We start from the raw sequence: 14,076 nt of genomic DNA on the forward strand, positions 1-14,076 counted from the left end.
GGCGCACGCTGCCCGGCGCGGTGGCAGGCCAGCTGCGCGAACGCATCATCCAGGGCGAATTCCCGCCCGGCTCCCGTCTGAACGAACGCGCGCTGTGCGACCTGCTTGGCGTGTCGCGCACCCCGATGCGCGAAGCATTCCGGGTACTGGCCGCCGAAGGGCTGGTCCAGATCGAGCCGAACCGGGGCGCCCAGGTGGTGGCGCTGTCCGAGGCGAATATCCGCGAAGCCTTCGAGGTCATCGGCGGGCTGGAAGCCATGTCATGCCGGCTGGCCTGCGAACGGGCGACCGATGTCGAAATCGCGGAAATCCGCGCGCTGACCTACGAAATGATGGCCAGCCACGCCCGCCACGACCTGCCCACGTACTTCCGCACCAACCGCGAAATCCACGAACGCATCAGCCTGGCCTCGCACAACAGCCTGCTCAAGCAGCTGTACGACGCCCAGAACGCGCGTGTGCAGAACCTGCGCTTCGTGTCGAACGAAAACCGCCAGAAATGGGATCTGGCGATGCGGGAACACATCGAAATGGCCGACGCCCTGAACGCGCGCGACGCGGACCGGCTGGCGGGCATCATGCGGCAGCACTTGCAGCGCAAGTGCGAGGCCGCGCTGAAGACGTTGAACGCAGGGCAGGCCCCCGCGACCGCGCAGTCGTCCGATTCCGGTTGAAGCGATTCCCGGCGCACGAACGATAACGATAAGAACCAGGGTGGCGCGGCCCGGAGCGAGATGATGGATACGCAGTACATGTAGTGCCTTCCAGAGGAGCCTTCACCATGGCTGATTGTCGCTTCACACCCGTCTCACCCTTGCCGTTCCGCCGCACCCCTGCCCTTCGCGCGCTGGCCGCCGCCTTGCTGGCCTGCGCCACGCTTGCCTCCCAGCCCGCGCTGGCCGGCAAGAAGGACGACACCCTGCGCATGGCTTACGACCAGGCGCCGGAAAGCGTGGACCCGTATTTCAACAACGTGCGGATCGGCGTCATCATCGCCGCCAACGTCTGGGACACGCTGCTATATCGCGATCCCGTCACCAATGAGTACAAGGGCCAGTTGGCCAAGAGCTGGAAGCAGGTCGACGACAAGACGATGGAATTCGAGCTGCGCGAAGGCGTGAAATTCCATAACGGCGAGGAATTCGACGCGGACTCGGTGGTGTACACGCTGAACTATGTGGCCGATCCCAAGAATAAGGCCGTCACGCAGCAAAACGTGGCCTGGATCGACAAGGTCGAGAAGATCGACAAGTACAAGGTGCGCCTGACCACCAAGGAGCCCTTCCCCGGCGCCAAGGAATACCTGTCGACCACCGCCGCCATCCATCCGGCCAAGTATTACCAGGAAGTCGGCCCCAAGGGCATGAACGCCAAGCCGGTGGGCTCGGGCCCCTACAAGGTCACCGACTACCAGCCCGGCAAGTCCATCACGCTGGAGCGCAACGCCGACTACTTCAAGGACTCGCCCAAGGCGCAGCCGAAGATCGGCCGCGTGGTCATTCGCTTCATCCCCGACCGCCAGACCCAGATGGCCGAAGTGATCTCGGGCGGCGAAGACCTGATCATGAGCGTGCCCAAGGACCAGGCGGAACAACTGGGCCAGATGCCCAACCTGCAGATGGTCACGGGCAATACGATGCGCATCGTGTTCATGCAGATGAACATCCAGGACGGCACGCCTGCGCCCCAGCTCAAGGACGAACGCGTCCGCAAGGCCATCATCCACGCGATCGACCGCGACGCCATGCTGAAGAACATCGTGGGCGAAGGCGGCGGGCTGATCAACACCATCTGCACGCCGTCGCAGGTCGGCTGCACGCAGGACGGCGCGCCCACCTACAAGTACGACCCCGCGCTGGCCAAGAAGCTGCTGGCCGACGCCGGTTATGCCAATGGCTTCGACATCGACATCGTGGCGTACCGCGAGCGCAACCAGACCGAAGCCATCATCAACTACCTGCAGGCGGTGGGCATCCGCGCCAAGCTGAACTACCTGCAGTACGCCGCCATGCGCGACATGATCCGCGCCAACAAGGCATCGCTGACTCACCAGACCTGGGGCTCCAACCTGGTCAACGACGTCTCGGCGTCCACGCCGGTGTACTTCGCCTTCGGCAACGACGACGTCACGCGCGACACGAAGGTGCGCGACTTGCTCAACAAGGGCGACCACACGATCGACCCCGCCCCGCGCAAGGCCGCCTACAAAGAGGCGCTGGACCTGATCGCGCAGAAGGCCTATGCGGTGCCGCTGTGGACGCTGCCCGCCTACTACGTCGCCACCAAGGACGTGAACTTCAAGCCCTACTCGGACGAGCTCGTGCGCTTCTGGGACATGAGCTGGAAGTAACGCAGGGTTGCCCCGGGCGGGTCTTGCGCCGGCCCGGGGCGGTGAAACGATAGAGGAAGTCCTATGCTTTATTTCACGATCAGGCGCCTGGGCCTGGCGGCGCTGGTGGCGCTGACCGTTTCAATCCTGGCGTTCCTGCTGCTGCATCTGTCCGGCGACCCGGCCCTGGCCCTGGCGGGCGAAGGCGCGCGCCAGGCGGACATCGACATGATCCGCAAGACCTACGGCCTGGACCGCCCCCTTGTGGTGCAGTACGCCGACTGGCTCTGGCATATCCTGCAAGGCGATTTCGGCACGTCGGTGTATTTCAAGACGGAAGCGGGCCCGCTGATCCTGTCCAAGCTCAAGACCACCTTGTTGCTGGGCATGGGCGCGCTGGGGTTCGCACTGCTGATATCCATTCCGCTGGGCGTGCTGGCCGCGCTCTATAAAGGTAGCCTGATCGACCGCATCTGCCTGGCCATCGCCGTGCTGGGCCAGGCGCTGCCCAACTTCTTCTTTGCGCTGATCCTGATCATGCTGTTCTCCATCTCGCTGCGCATCCTGCCTGTGTCGGGCAGCGGCACCTGGCAGCATTTCGTGATGCCGGCCATCGCGCTGGGCTACTACGTGGCGCCGGCCTTCATGCGGCTGATCCGCGCCGGCATGATCGAAGTGTTGGGCGCCGACTATATCCGCACGGCGCGCGCCAAGGGGCTGCCGGCGCGCAAGATCATCTTCAAGCATGCGCTGCGCAATGCCATCGTGCCGGTGGTGGCGCTTGCCGCGGTGCAGCTGGGCTACCTGCTGGGCGGCTCGGTCGTCATCGAAACGATCTACGCGCTGGACGGACTGGGTTACCTGGCCTACCAGAGCATCACGTACAAGGACTACCCCGTCATGCAGTTGATCGTGCTGCTGCTGTCCGTGCTGTACGTATTGCTGACGCTTGCCGCCGATATCGCCAACGCGTGGCTGGATCCGCGCATCCGGGTGTCCTGACATGAATACGCCTATCCTGACTCCCGCCGCGCCCGGCGCCCCCGCGCCGGCCCCGCTGGAACTGTCCGCCTCCACCCTCCGGTGGCGCCGGCTCCGCCGCAACAAGGCCCTGCTGGCGGGCGGCGGCATCCTGCTCGTCATCGTGCTGATTGCGCTGCTGGCGCCGTGGATTGCCCCGCACGATCCCTACTTCCAGGACCTGGCCTACCGCACGGCGCCGCCCGTCTGGTATGACAAAGGCACCTGGCTGCATCCGCTGGGCACCGACCAGCTGGGCCGCGATTACCTGTCCCGGCTGTTCTACGGTGCGCGCATTTCGCTCTTGATCGGTATCAGCGTGGCGCTCATTTCCGGGCTGATCGGCACGGCAATGGGCATGGCAGCCGGCTACTTTGGCGGCAAGGTCGACATGGCGGTGTCCTTCCTGATAACGACCCGGCTGTCGATGCCCGTCATTCTGGTGGCGCTGGCCACCGTGGCCATCGTCGGCGGGTCGCTGTGGGTGGTGATCCTGGTGCTGGGCCTGCTCAAATGGGACCGCTACGCCGTCGTGATGCGCAGCGCCACGCAGCAGGTACGGTCGCTGGAATATGTGGCCGCGGCGCAGGCCGCCGGTGCATCGACCTGGCGCATTGTCTGGGGCGAAGTCCTGCCCAACGTGGTGCCGCAATTGATCGTGATCGCCACGCTGGAAGCCGCCAGCGCCATCCTGCTGGAGGCCTCGCTGTCGTTCCTGGGCTTGGGCGTGCAGCCGCCGCTGCCGTCCTGGGGCCTGATGATCTCCGAGGCCAAGGCCTACATGTTCTTCTCGTTCTGGCTGATCGCCATTCCGGGATCGGCGCTGGCGCTGCTGATCTTCGCGATCAACCTGGCCGGCGACGGGCTGCACCAACTGCTGACGCCTGAAGAGAGGGCCTGACATGAACGACAAGGAAATCGTCCTGGACGTGCAAGGGCTGACCGTCGACATCGCCACGCCACGCGGCCCGCTGCATGCGGTGCGTGATGTGTCCTTTCAGGTTCGGCGCGGCGAAACGCTGTGCCTGGTGGGCGAATCGGGCTGCGGCAAGTCGATGACGTCGCTGGCCATCATGGGCTTGCTGCCCAAGGCCGCCACGCGCAGCACGCGCCGGCTGTCGGTGCTGGGAGAAGACCTGTCCGCGGCGCGCGGCCGTCGCATCAACGCCTTGCGCGGCAGCAAGATGGCGATGATCTTCCAGGAGCCGATGACGGCTTTGAATCCCGCCTACGCCATCGGTGAACAACTGACCGAGCACTACATCCACCACCGCCATGCCAGCAAGCAGCAGGCACGCGACCGTGCCGTTGAACTGCTGGAGAAAGTCGGTATTGCGTCCGCCGGACAGCGGCTGACGCAGTACCCGCACCAGTTGTCGGGCGGCCTGCGTCAGCGCGTGATGATCGCGATGGCGCTGATGTGCGGCCCCGAACTGCTTATCGCCGATGAACCCAGCACCGCACTGGACGTCACCATCCAGGCGCAGATCCTGCGCCTTCTGGCGGACTTGCAGGCGGAACTGGGCATCGCCATGGTGCTGATTACCCACGACCTGGGCGTGGTGGCGCGCATCGCGCGGCAGGTCGCCGTGATGTATGCGGGCCAAATCGTCGAGGAAGGTCCGGTGGAAAGCATCTTCGCCACGCCCCGCCATCCCTATACCCAGGGACTGCTGGGCTGTATCCCCGTGCCCGGACGCACGCCGCCCGGCGAATCGCTGGGCACCATCCCCGGCGTCGTGCCGTCACTGGTGGGCGACCTGCGCGGCTGCGCTTTCGCCGACCGCTGCCGCCACGCGCAAGCGCAGTGCCGCGACACGATCCCCGTTCATGGCCGCCCGCCCGAACAGCAATGGCGCTGCATCCGCCAAGAAGAAGGAGTCCCGGCATGAGCGCGCTCTTGCAAGCCGATGCCGTCAGCCGGCAGTTTTCGATCCGCGCGGGCATGTTCAAGCCGCGCAGCACGCTGCATGCCGTCAATGGCGTGGACCTTGCCGTCGAACGAGGCGCGGTGCTGGGCATCGTGGGCGAATCCGGCTGCGGTAAATCCACGCTGGCCCGCATGCTGCTGGGCTTGACGCCCCCCACCGAAGGCGCGATCAAGCTGGACGGCCAGGATATCCGCCAAATGGACCGCCGCGCGCTGGCGCGCCGGGTGCAGCCGATTTTCCAGGACCCGTACTCGTCCTTGAACCCGCGCCGGTCCATCGCATCCATCGTGTCGCTGCCCCTGGAAGTGCACGGCATCCCCAACCCCAAGCTGCATAAGGCCATCGAGATGCTGGAACGCGTGGGGTTGCCCGCGCGCCTGGCGCACAACACGCCGGGTCAGCTGTCGGGCGGGCAGCGGCAACGCGTGGCCATCGCCCGCGCGCTGGTCATGCACCCCGAGATCGTCATCTGCGACGAACCCACTTCGGCGCTGGACGTCTCGGTGCAGGCGCAGATCATGAACCTGCTGATGGACCTGCGGCGCGAATTCAACCTGACCTATGTCTTCATCAGCCACAACCTGGCGGTGGTGGAGCACATCGCCACGCACGTCGCCGTGATGTACCTGGGACGCGTGGTGGAATCTTCGCCCACCGCGCAGTTGTTTCACGCCCCTCGCCATCCTTACACCCAGGCGCTGCTGGCGTCCGTGCTGACGCCGGAGCCGGGCCTGGGCATCCCCGACATGGGGTTGGGGCTGTCTTTTCCCGACCCCTTGCATCCGCCGCCCGGCTGCCCCTTCCATCCACGCTGCCAGTCCGCGATGGCGCAATGCAAGATCGACCGGCCGGCCTTGGCATTGCGCGACGAATCCGTGGTGGCCTGCCACCTGTACCCGACTTCTTCCTCTCATCCCGACGGAGCCCGACCATCATGACCCGTGAGCAAGCCATCGCCCAGGCGGAACACTGTTTTGATTCGGGCGCCTTCCGCGCGCTGCTGGCGCGCCGGCTGGCGCTGCCCACGGAAAGCCAGAACCCGGACCGCGCGGCGGTGCTGGCCGACTATCTGGAATCCGAGATCCGCCCCGCGTTCGAGGCCCTGGGCTTCACCTGCCGCACGCTGACGCATCCCAAGGCGCTGGCCCCCTTCCTGTATGCCGAACGCATCGAAGATCCCGCCCTGCCCACCGTGCTGGGCTATGGACACGGCGACGTCATCCGCGGTCTGGAAAAGGAATGGAAGGACGGCCTGTCGCCCTGGGCGCTGACCGAAGCCGAAGGCCGCTGGTATGGCCGCGGCATCGCCGACAACAAAGGCCAGCACACCATCAATATGGAGGCCCTGCGGCTGGTGCTGGAAACCCGCGGCAAGCTTGGCTTCAACGCCAAGTACCTGATCGAGATGGGCGAAGAGACCGGCTCGATGGGCCTGCGCGAACTGTGCGCCGAACATCGCGACATGCTGGCCGCCGACCTGCTGATTGCTTCCGACGGCCCGCGCCTGGCGGCCAGGCGGCCCACCATTTTCCTGGGCGCGCGCGGCAGTCTGAACTTCGACCTGAGCATCGACGCGCGCGCCGGCGGCCACCATTCCGGCAACTGGGGCGGGCTGATCTCCAACCCGGGCATCCAGCTGGCGCACGCCATCGCCACGATCGTCTCGCCCACGGGCCAGATCCGCATCCCCGAATGGGTGCCGGCCGAACTGCCGGCCGCCGTGCGCCGGGCGCTGGCCGATTGCCAGGTGGACGGCGGCGCGGACGGGCCCGAGATCGAACCGGAATGGGGCGAGCCGGGCCTGTCGCCGGCCGAACGCGTGTTCGGCTGGTGTTCTTTCGAGGTGCTGGCCTACAAGACCGGCAACCCGGACACGCCCGTCAACGCCATCCCGCCAAAGGCATGGGCTCGCTGCCAGTTGCGCTTCGTGGTGGGCGTGAATCCGGACGACCTGATTCCGGCGTTGCGCCGGCATCTGGACCGCCAGGGCTTCCCGATGGTGAAGATCTCGCTCACGCGAGAATCCATGTTCTGCGCGACCCGTATCGACCCGGACGACGACTGGGTGCAATGGGCGGTGAACTCGCTGGAACGCACGTCCGGCGAAAAGACCGCCCTGCTGCCCAACCTGGGCGGCTCGCTGCCCAATGACATCTTCACGGATGTGCTGGGCCTGCGCACGATCTGGGTGCCGCATTCGTATCCCGGCTGCTCGCAGCACGCGCCCAATGAACACCTGCCGCCGGAACTGCTTCGGCAGGCGCTGGGCTTGATGACGGGTTTGTACTGGGATCTGGGCGCCGGCGGCACCCCCGCCGTGGCACGCTAAGGCCGTTCGGGCGCGCGCAGGAAATCAATGAAGCGCCGGACCTTGGCGCTGATGTGGCGGGTGTCGGGATAGACCGCGAACACCGGTTGCGGTGGCAGCGAGTACGACGGCAACACTCGCTGCACCACGCCGCGCGCCAGGGGTTCTTCCAGCAGCCAGTCGGGCAACGCGGCCACGCCGCAGCCCGCCTCGGCAAATGCCAGCAGCGCCGATGCCGTGTCGGCATGCGCAACGGGCGCGACGCGCAGCGCGTGTTCGCGGCCCTTGCCGTCCGTCAGGCGCCAATGGCCGCTGCGGCCAGGACGGTTCGCCAGCCACGGCATCGCGGCCAGGGCTTGCGGCGTGCGCGGCGCGCCATGTGCCGCCAGCAAGGCGGGGCTGGCCACCAACAGCAGCTTGAATTCACCGATCGGCGTTGCGCGGTAACTCGAATCCGCCAGGGCGCCCACGCGGATCGCCAGATCCAGCCGGTCGCCAATCAGGTCGGCGTGCGCGGAGCTGGCCTGATAGCTGACGCGCAGCGCCGGATGGCGGCGAGCAAAAGCCGCCAACGCCGGCGCAACGATCCGGTTGCCATAGTCCACCGTGGCGGTCACACGCAAACTGCCCGACAGGGTGGCCTGCCCCGACCGCGCCTGGTCCACGGCCGCCTCGGCCTCGCGCAGCAGACGCGCGCATTCTGCATAGAAGCCTTCACCTGCCTCGGTCAGCGCCAGCCGACGGGTGCTGCGGGTCAGCAGCGCCACGCCCAGCTCTCGTTCCAATTGCTTGAGATTGAAGCTGACCACGGCTTTGGTAACGCCCAACGTGTCGGCCGCCGCCGTGAACGAGCCAGCTTCCACGACCGCGACAAACATCGACAGACGATTCAGGTTGATCACGGCGCGCCTCATTGTCAAAAAAACACGAACAGTATATCTGCCAATAGGGTCTTTTTTCGGCACCACACGCCACCTAGAATGACCCTCCCTTTCGTCGATGAAGCCTGTTATGACCGATCTGCCCGCCACCTGCCTGCGTCTGACGCTTGATGCTCATGCCCTGATCGAGCAATGGATCGGCCAGCCCGATGCACCCGACGACGCCTTGGCGGAACTGCTGTCCGGCTTCGCGCCTGGCTTCACCATGATCACGACCGATGGCCAGCGCTTGGCCGGTGACGCGCTGCCGGCCCTGTTCGCCGGCCTGCGCGGTGCGCGCCCCGGCTTGAAGATCGGCATCGATGAGATGGCAGTGCGGCACGCGGACGCGGCCTCGGTGCTGCTGAGCTACCGCGAACGGCACGCCTGGCGTAATGGCGCGACCCAGCGGCGCGCCACCGTCCTGTTCACCGCCGACGCCGGCGGCCCGCCGCTCTGGGCGCATCTGCACGAGACCTGGGCCTGAAGCGCGCGGCCCGGTTCGCCATATCCCTTGCAGCTATATGCAAGCGGGGAATAAATCGTTGGCGCAAGCGGCGGGAATCATTAGAGTCCAACGCCGTCCCGTCGCGTCGGCATTCCGCCGATGCGCGCCTTCCATACGAGCCGCCTTCATGCCTTTCCGATTTCTCGCGGTACGCCGCAGCACCCTGCTTGCCCTGACGCTGGCCGCGGCCGGCATCGGCGTCGCCCAAGCCCAGCAACGCGTCGTGCGCATCGTCGTCCCTTACGGCACCGGCGCCGTCCAGGACACCATCGCCCGCGCCATCGGCGACGAGCTGGGCCAGGCGCTGAACGCGTCCATCGTGGTGGAAAACCGCGCAGGCGCGGGCGGCACCGTGGGCACGTCGCAAGTCGCCCGCGCCGCGCCGGACGGCAACACGCTGGTGCTGGCCGCGGCCAGCCATCACATCGCCGGCTATCTGTACAAGAACCTCAGCTACGATCCCTATAAGGACTTCACCGGCGTGGCCTATCTGGGCAACACCGGCTACATCATCCTGGCGTCCGCCAGCTTGAACGTGAAGAACCCGGCCGAGTTCATCCAGGCCATCAAAGCCAAGCCCGGCGCATACGACTATGCCTCGGCCGGCAACGGCAGCGCCTCCCACCTGGGCATGGCGTCGTTCCTGGCCGCCGCCGGCGCGCAGATGCAGCACATTCCCATGAAATCCACGGGCGATGCCGTCACGGAATTGCTGGCCGGCCGCGTCCAGGCGGTCACGGCGGCCACCATCGGCGTCACGGCCTACCGCCAGGATCCGCGCGTGACCTTCCTGGCCTACACCGGCAAGACCCGTTCGCGTTTCGCACCCGACCTGCCCACCGTCGCCGAAAGCGGCTTGCCGGGCTATGCCTTCGATTCCTGGCTGGGCCTGTTGGCGCCGGCCGGGCTGCCGTCGGCCGAACGTGACAAGATCAACGCGGCGGTGAACAAGGTGCTGGCCGACCCCAAGGTGCAGGCGCGCCTGGCATCCCTGGGTGTCGAAACCGGCGCCAAGAGCCCCGAACAGTTTCAGCAACTGCTGAAGGCGGACTGGGAGGCAGCCGGCAAGCTGGTGGCGGCATCCGGGGCGCGGGTCGAATAACACGAGCGCTTTTTGCCTGGGCCGTGCCCAGGCAAAAAAAAGCCTCCGGCTAGGAGGCTTGACGTGGCGGCTGCCGGTCGGGGCGACAATCCGGGCCGGGGTCGGGTCCCCGTATGCCGTCCAGCAACAAGTCGGTGATGAACGCCGCCAAGGCCTGCTGCTGCGCGGCGTCGGGCATTTGGCGCGTGAAGCGTTCGATGATGCCCATCAGCGACTGCGCGAACCAGTCCGCCGGGATCGTCGTCCGAAACAGGCCTGCCTGCTGCTCGGCGCGGACGTTGTCGGCGATCATCGCCACCAATTCGTCCTTCAGCGCTTCGGCCGCCGCCACCTGGAAGAAGCCGATGCGGGTCAGGTTGGGGTCTTCCTGCAAGATGGCAAGCAGCGCGCGGACGCCTCGGCGGATGCGGTCCGCCAGTTCCGAGCCGTCCAGTTCGGCGGGCAAGCGCGCCTGGCTGATGGCTTGCCGCAAGCGCTGCGCGAACATGCCCACCAATTCATCATAAGCGGCTTGCTTGCTTGGGAAGTATTGATAGAAGACGGGCTGGGTCACGCCGGCGCGGGCGACGATGTCGCTGATCCGTGTCTGCTGGAATCCGCGCTCGGCGAACTCCGCCGCAGCAACCTCCAGAAGCTGTAACCGTGTGCGTTCACCTTTCGTGAGACGCTTGTCTTGCGATAAAGAAGTGGGTCGTGCCGTAATCATCGCGAGAAAGTACTACCGTTCATGGCTTTCCGCCACTGTTTCACCGGCCCGCCCGGCAGCGTGAAATCACGATCGTTACGCTTGTTGCGGTGGGCTCCGTTCGCCCCGCACGGCCGGATCCGGCAGGCGGCACGGTGGGGAGTCCGTTTTCTGAAACGAAACCGTCCCACGGACCCGTTACGTGACTTACGAAACGTTGAACAATGCATCGTCGCAATTTGGCGACAAATGGGCCGCCCCCGTTGTCGCCGGCGGGTCGCGTTCCTGCAACATGCGCTGAAGCGAGTTGAAATGCCCGTAGCTTTTGCAACAACTTTTAGGGCATTCGTGGCAGTAAAGTAACGGTATCGCTTTGCGCCATGCAATGTGCCTGCGCAAGGCGTTCAGGAGCACGATCATGAAACGGTTTACAGGCCGGATGCTCGTCGCGGCGTTGGCGCTTGCCATGGCAAGCGCGCCCGCGATGGCGGGCGGACGCGGCGGTTGGGGAGGCGGCTACGGTGGCGGCCACGGCGGCTATGGCGGCGGCAATTACCACGGCGGCTATCACGGCGGCGACGGATATCGCCACCATGGTGGCGGCGGCAGCAGTTCGGCCGGATGGTGGGTGGGTGGCGCATTCGCGCTGGCGGCGGTCGGCTTGCTGCTGGCGGCGGACTCGGGCCCGACCTATGCGCAGACGGGCGTCTACGCTTCGCCCGGCGTCGGCTATACCAGCCCTCCCGTGTATGCCGAACCGGTCTACGACACGCCGCCGGTCTATGCCGCGCCCCCCGTCGCCTATGCGCAACCTCAGTCCCAACCGCAATACGCGCCGGTGGAGTACGAGGCCGCGCCGAAGGTCAATCAGGCGCAGGCGAACGCCACGGCCGATTGCCAACGCTGGGCCATGAACCAAAGCGGCTACGACCCGGCCACCATCTCGCAATGGACCACGCAGATCATGGTGGATTCCTACAACAGCGCCCTGGATTCCTGCATGACCAGCCGCGGCTACCGCGCCAACTGACGCCGCAACCCCGGATATTCCCGATTGCCCCAACGCGCCGGCCTGCACACACTGCATGCCGGCGCGCCGCATTGGATGGCCGCCAGAACGCACGGCGGTCCCATGCGGCGCCGGGCATCAAGGGGAAGCCATGCTCAAGTTCAAGCGGTTCGCCGGCCTGTGCGCATTCAGCGCCATCTGCGCCGCCTCATTTGCGGTACACGCCCAGCCCGACGCCAAGGCGCCCGCGCTGACCATTGTGGTGCCCTATGGCGCGGGCGGCATCGTCGACAATACCGCGCGCGCTTTCGCGCAGAAGCTTGCCGTCGAACTCGGCCGGCCTGTCGTCGTTGAAAACCGCGGCGGCGCGGGCGGCATGATCGGTATGAATACCGTGGCGCGCGCGCACGACGAGAACACCCTGGGCTTTACCGCCGTCAGCCCGGTGACGCTGTCGCCCCACGTGATGAAAACGCTGTACGAGCCGTTGAAAGACCTGGCGCCGGTGGCCGCCGTCATGTATTCGCCGGTGTACCTGGTGGGCGGCCCGAAATTCACGGGTAAGGATTTCAAGGACATGCTGACCCAGGCCAAGGCAGACCCCGACGGGCTGTCGCTGGCAACGGCCGGCGTCGGGTCGCTGGGCCACCTGATGCTGGAACAGATCAACGGCCAGGCCAAGGTGCGCATCACCCACGTCCCGTACAAAGGCATGGCGCAGATGGTGCCTGACGCCCTGGGCGGCCAGTTCACGTTGATGCTGGTCAATGCGTCTGCCCCCATCAACACGCTGATCGACGAAGGCAAGCTCAAGCTGCTGGCGGTAGGGTCACCGGCCCGCCTGCCCGCACGGCCCGACACGCCGACGTTCGCGGAGCTGGGTTATCCCATGGCCAACATGACATCCACCTTCGGCTTCTTTGCACCGGGCAGCTCCACCGCCGACTTCCGGCTGCGCATGAACGCGGTGATCAACAAGGTGGCCGCCATGCCCGACATCAGCAAGCCCCTGACCGATGCGTTGAACATCATGTCGCCCGGCAGCGTGGAGCAATTCGCGGAACAGGTCCGGCGGGAATATGCCGACAACGGCAAGATCGTCAAAGCGGCGAACATCCGCAGCGAATGACCCGCCCGGCGCAGCGCGGGTTCAACCCCGATTCAGCGCCGCCAGCCGCGCCAGGCGCACAGCAGCCCGGCGGCCAGCAGCAAGGCCGCCGGCACCACCCAGACAAAGCCGGACGACGTGTAGACCACCTGGTCGATGGGGTCGTAGTAGCGGCCCAGTTCGTTGAAATCCCACTTCCAGTAGAACGCGTACCAGGCGTAGAAGAAGCATGCGGACAACGGCAGGAACAGCACGGCGGCGATACGCGCCCGCCACCGGCGAACACCGGCCACGCCAGCCGACTGTCCGGAGACCCTGCCCGCACGCCAGGCGAAGGCCGCAGCCACCACCGCCAACATCAATACGCCCGCGCTAATCCACATGCCGCGCCTCCCATGCCGCCAGACAGGCCGCGGCCTCGGCCCATTGCTTTTCGCTGAAGACCCGTAAGCCCGCCCGGGTCAGCAGTTCCGCCGTCACGCCGACGCCCGTCTGGCGCCGGCCCGCGAAATGGCCGTCATACACATAGCCGCTGCCGCAGGACGGGCTGCCTTCTTTCAGCACCGCCACGTGGATGCCGTGTTCCTGCGCGGCAGCCAGCGCCGCGTGCGCGCCCTGCACGAAGGGCTGCGTGACGTCTTCACCCGTCACCGCCACGACCCGCGCCCCCGCGTCCAGCACGGCGGCGGCCGCCCTGCCGGGTTCGATCTCTGCTGGCGGCCGGGGAATCGGCATGCCGCCCGCCACTTCGGGGCAGACCGGCACGACGCGGCCTTCTGCCAGCCAACGCGTCAGCACGGCATCGCCATGGGGCACGCCGCGCCCGTCGTAGCGCACGGGATTGCCCAACAGGCAGGAACTGATCAATACGTATTGCATGAAAATCCGACGGGCACGACGCCCAGGGGCGGGCGGCAAGCCGCGGCGCAGGTGGAAAACGAGGAATCATAGACCACCGGGCCGCGCTTGCCCGGCGCTTAACCACCTTGGCGCCGGCCTGCTTCCGTTTCCCTTTCGGCTTCCGCTTCCCGGACCCAGGCGCGCAGGCTGGCATCCTGGATTTGCAGGATGTCGAAGTGACACTGGAATTGGGCTACGACAACGTCAGCGCGTTCATCGCCATGTTCAAACGCGAATTAGGCGTGACGCCGGGGGG

General features: G+C 66.3%; 15 protein-coding genes and 1 pseudogene. 12 read left to right on the forward strand and 4 right to left on the reverse strand.

Annotated features, from left to right (window positions below; translation table 11 throughout):
* Positions 1 to 8 precede the first annotated feature (8 nt).
* From ACE039_RS09470 to ACE039_RS09500, 7 genes are all read left to right on the forward strand, one after another.
* Positions 9 to 674 carry a GntR family transcriptional regulator gene (locus ACE039_RS09470; protein WP_332009472.1) on the forward strand — a complete coding sequence of 222 codons (666 nt, stop codon included), beginning with the start codon at positions 9 to 11 and terminating at the stop codon, positions 672 to 674.
* A gap of 107 nt (positions 675 to 781) precedes the next feature.
* A complete protein-coding gene (locus tag ACE039_RS09475) occupies positions 782 to 2,350 on the forward strand; it encodes an ABC transporter substrate-binding protein (protein ID WP_485822213.1) in 1,569 nt (522 codons plus the stop codon).
* Between the two features lie 63 nt (positions 2,351 to 2,413).
* Positions 2,414 to 3,331 carry an ABC transporter permease gene (locus tag ACE039_RS09480; protein WP_105556782.1) on the forward strand — a complete coding sequence of 306 codons (918 nt, stop codon included), beginning with the start codon at positions 2,414 to 2,416 and terminating at the stop codon, positions 3,329 to 3,331.
* 1 nt (position 3,332) lies between these two features.
* Positions 3,333 to 4,250 (forward strand): ABC transporter permease, encoded by a 918-nt coding sequence (locus ACE039_RS09485; protein WP_310029089.1) that lies wholly within the window; start codon positions 3,333 to 3,335, stop codon positions 4,248 to 4,250.
* Between the two features lies 1 nt (position 4,251).
* A complete protein-coding gene (locus ACE039_RS09490) occupies positions 4,252 to 5,241 on the forward strand; it encodes an ABC transporter ATP-binding protein (protein WP_105556780.1) in 990 nt (329 codons plus the stop codon).
* Positions 5,238 to 6,218: an ABC transporter ATP-binding protein gene (locus tag ACE039_RS09495; protein ID WP_448708858.1), complete on the forward strand. Its 981-nt coding sequence runs from the start codon at positions 5,238 to 5,240 to the stop codon at positions 6,216 to 6,218. The genes ACE039_RS09490 and ACE039_RS09495 overlap by 4 nt, the downstream gene beginning before the upstream one ends.
* On the forward strand, positions 6,215 to 7,609 hold the full coding sequence (locus ACE039_RS09500; RefSeq protein ID WP_448708857.1) for a M20 family metallopeptidase: 1,395 nt from the start codon (positions 6,215 to 6,217) through the stop codon (positions 7,607 to 7,609). Before ACE039_RS09495 ends, ACE039_RS09500 begins: the two co-directional genes overlap by 4 nt.
* Here the strand turns inward: ACE039_RS09500 and ACE039_RS09505 are convergent.
* Positions 7,606 to 8,490 (reverse strand): LysR family transcriptional regulator, encoded by an 885-nt coding sequence (locus ACE039_RS09505; protein ID WP_105556777.1) that lies wholly within the window; start codon positions 8,488 to 8,490, stop codon positions 7,606 to 7,608. The two genes, ACE039_RS09500 and ACE039_RS09505, sit on opposite strands and share 4 nt — an antisense overlap.
* A gap of 109 nt (positions 8,491 to 8,599) precedes the next feature.
* Between ACE039_RS09505 and ACE039_RS09510 the strand changes: the two genes are divergently transcribed.
* Both ACE039_RS09510 and ACE039_RS09515 read left to right on the forward strand, forming a co-directional pair.
* Positions 8,600 to 8,995: a hypothetical protein gene (locus ACE039_RS09510; RefSeq protein ID WP_485822214.1), complete on the forward strand. Its 396-nt coding sequence runs from the start codon at positions 8,600 to 8,602 to the stop codon at positions 8,993 to 8,995.
* A gap of 148 nt (positions 8,996 to 9,143) precedes the next feature.
* Complete coding sequence (locus tag ACE039_RS09515) at positions 9,144 to 10,118, forward strand: tripartite tricarboxylate transporter substrate-binding protein (RefSeq protein ID WP_485822215.1); 975 nt, start codon at positions 9,144 to 9,146, stop codon at positions 10,116 to 10,118.
* A gap of 49 nt (positions 10,119 to 10,167) precedes the next feature.
* On the opposite strand, the gene ACE039_RS09520 is transcribed toward ACE039_RS09515, so the two are convergent.
* Complete coding sequence (locus tag ACE039_RS09520; RefSeq protein WP_255410183.1) at positions 10,168 to 10,749, reverse strand: TetR/AcrR family transcriptional regulator; 582 nt, start codon at positions 10,747 to 10,749, stop codon at positions 10,168 to 10,170.
* 472 nt (positions 10,750 to 11,221) lie between these two features.
* Between ACE039_RS09520 and ACE039_RS09525 the strand changes: the two genes are divergently transcribed.
* Both ACE039_RS09525 and ACE039_RS09530 read left to right on the forward strand, forming a co-directional pair.
* Positions 11,222 to 11,833, forward strand: coding sequence for a hypothetical protein (locus tag ACE039_RS09525; protein ID WP_448708855.1), 612 nt, complete (start codon positions 11,222 to 11,224; stop codon positions 11,831 to 11,833).
* Between the two features lie 130 nt (positions 11,834 to 11,963).
* Complete coding sequence (locus ACE039_RS09530; RefSeq protein ID WP_485811237.1) at positions 11,964 to 12,941, forward strand: Bug family tripartite tricarboxylate transporter substrate binding protein; 978 nt, start codon at positions 11,964 to 11,966, stop codon at positions 12,939 to 12,941.
* A gap of 32 nt (positions 12,942 to 12,973) precedes the next feature.
* Here ACE039_RS09530 and ACE039_RS09535 read toward each other — a convergent pair whose 3' ends face one another.
* Complete coding sequence (locus tag ACE039_RS09535; protein ID WP_485822216.1) at positions 12,974 to 13,303, reverse strand: hypothetical protein; 330 nt, start codon at positions 13,301 to 13,303, stop codon at positions 12,974 to 12,976.
* The gene (locus ACE039_RS09540) at positions 13,293 to 13,799 is read right to left on the reverse strand and encodes a 2-thiouracil desulfurase family protein (RefSeq protein WP_448709326.1); all 507 of its coding nucleotides are present in this window, start codon (positions 13,797 to 13,799) and stop codon (positions 13,293 to 13,295) included. The genes ACE039_RS09535 and ACE039_RS09540 overlap by 11 nt, the downstream gene beginning before the upstream one ends.
* A 197-nt stretch (positions 13,800 to 13,996) precedes the next feature.
* Between ACE039_RS09540 and ACE039_RS09545 the strand changes: the two are divergent.
* A pseudogene (locus tag ACE039_RS09545) lies at positions 13,997 to 14,076 on the forward strand (AraC family transcriptional regulator); the annotation flags it as partial.

This window comes from Achromobacter maghribensis (genome assembly GCF_057334215.1).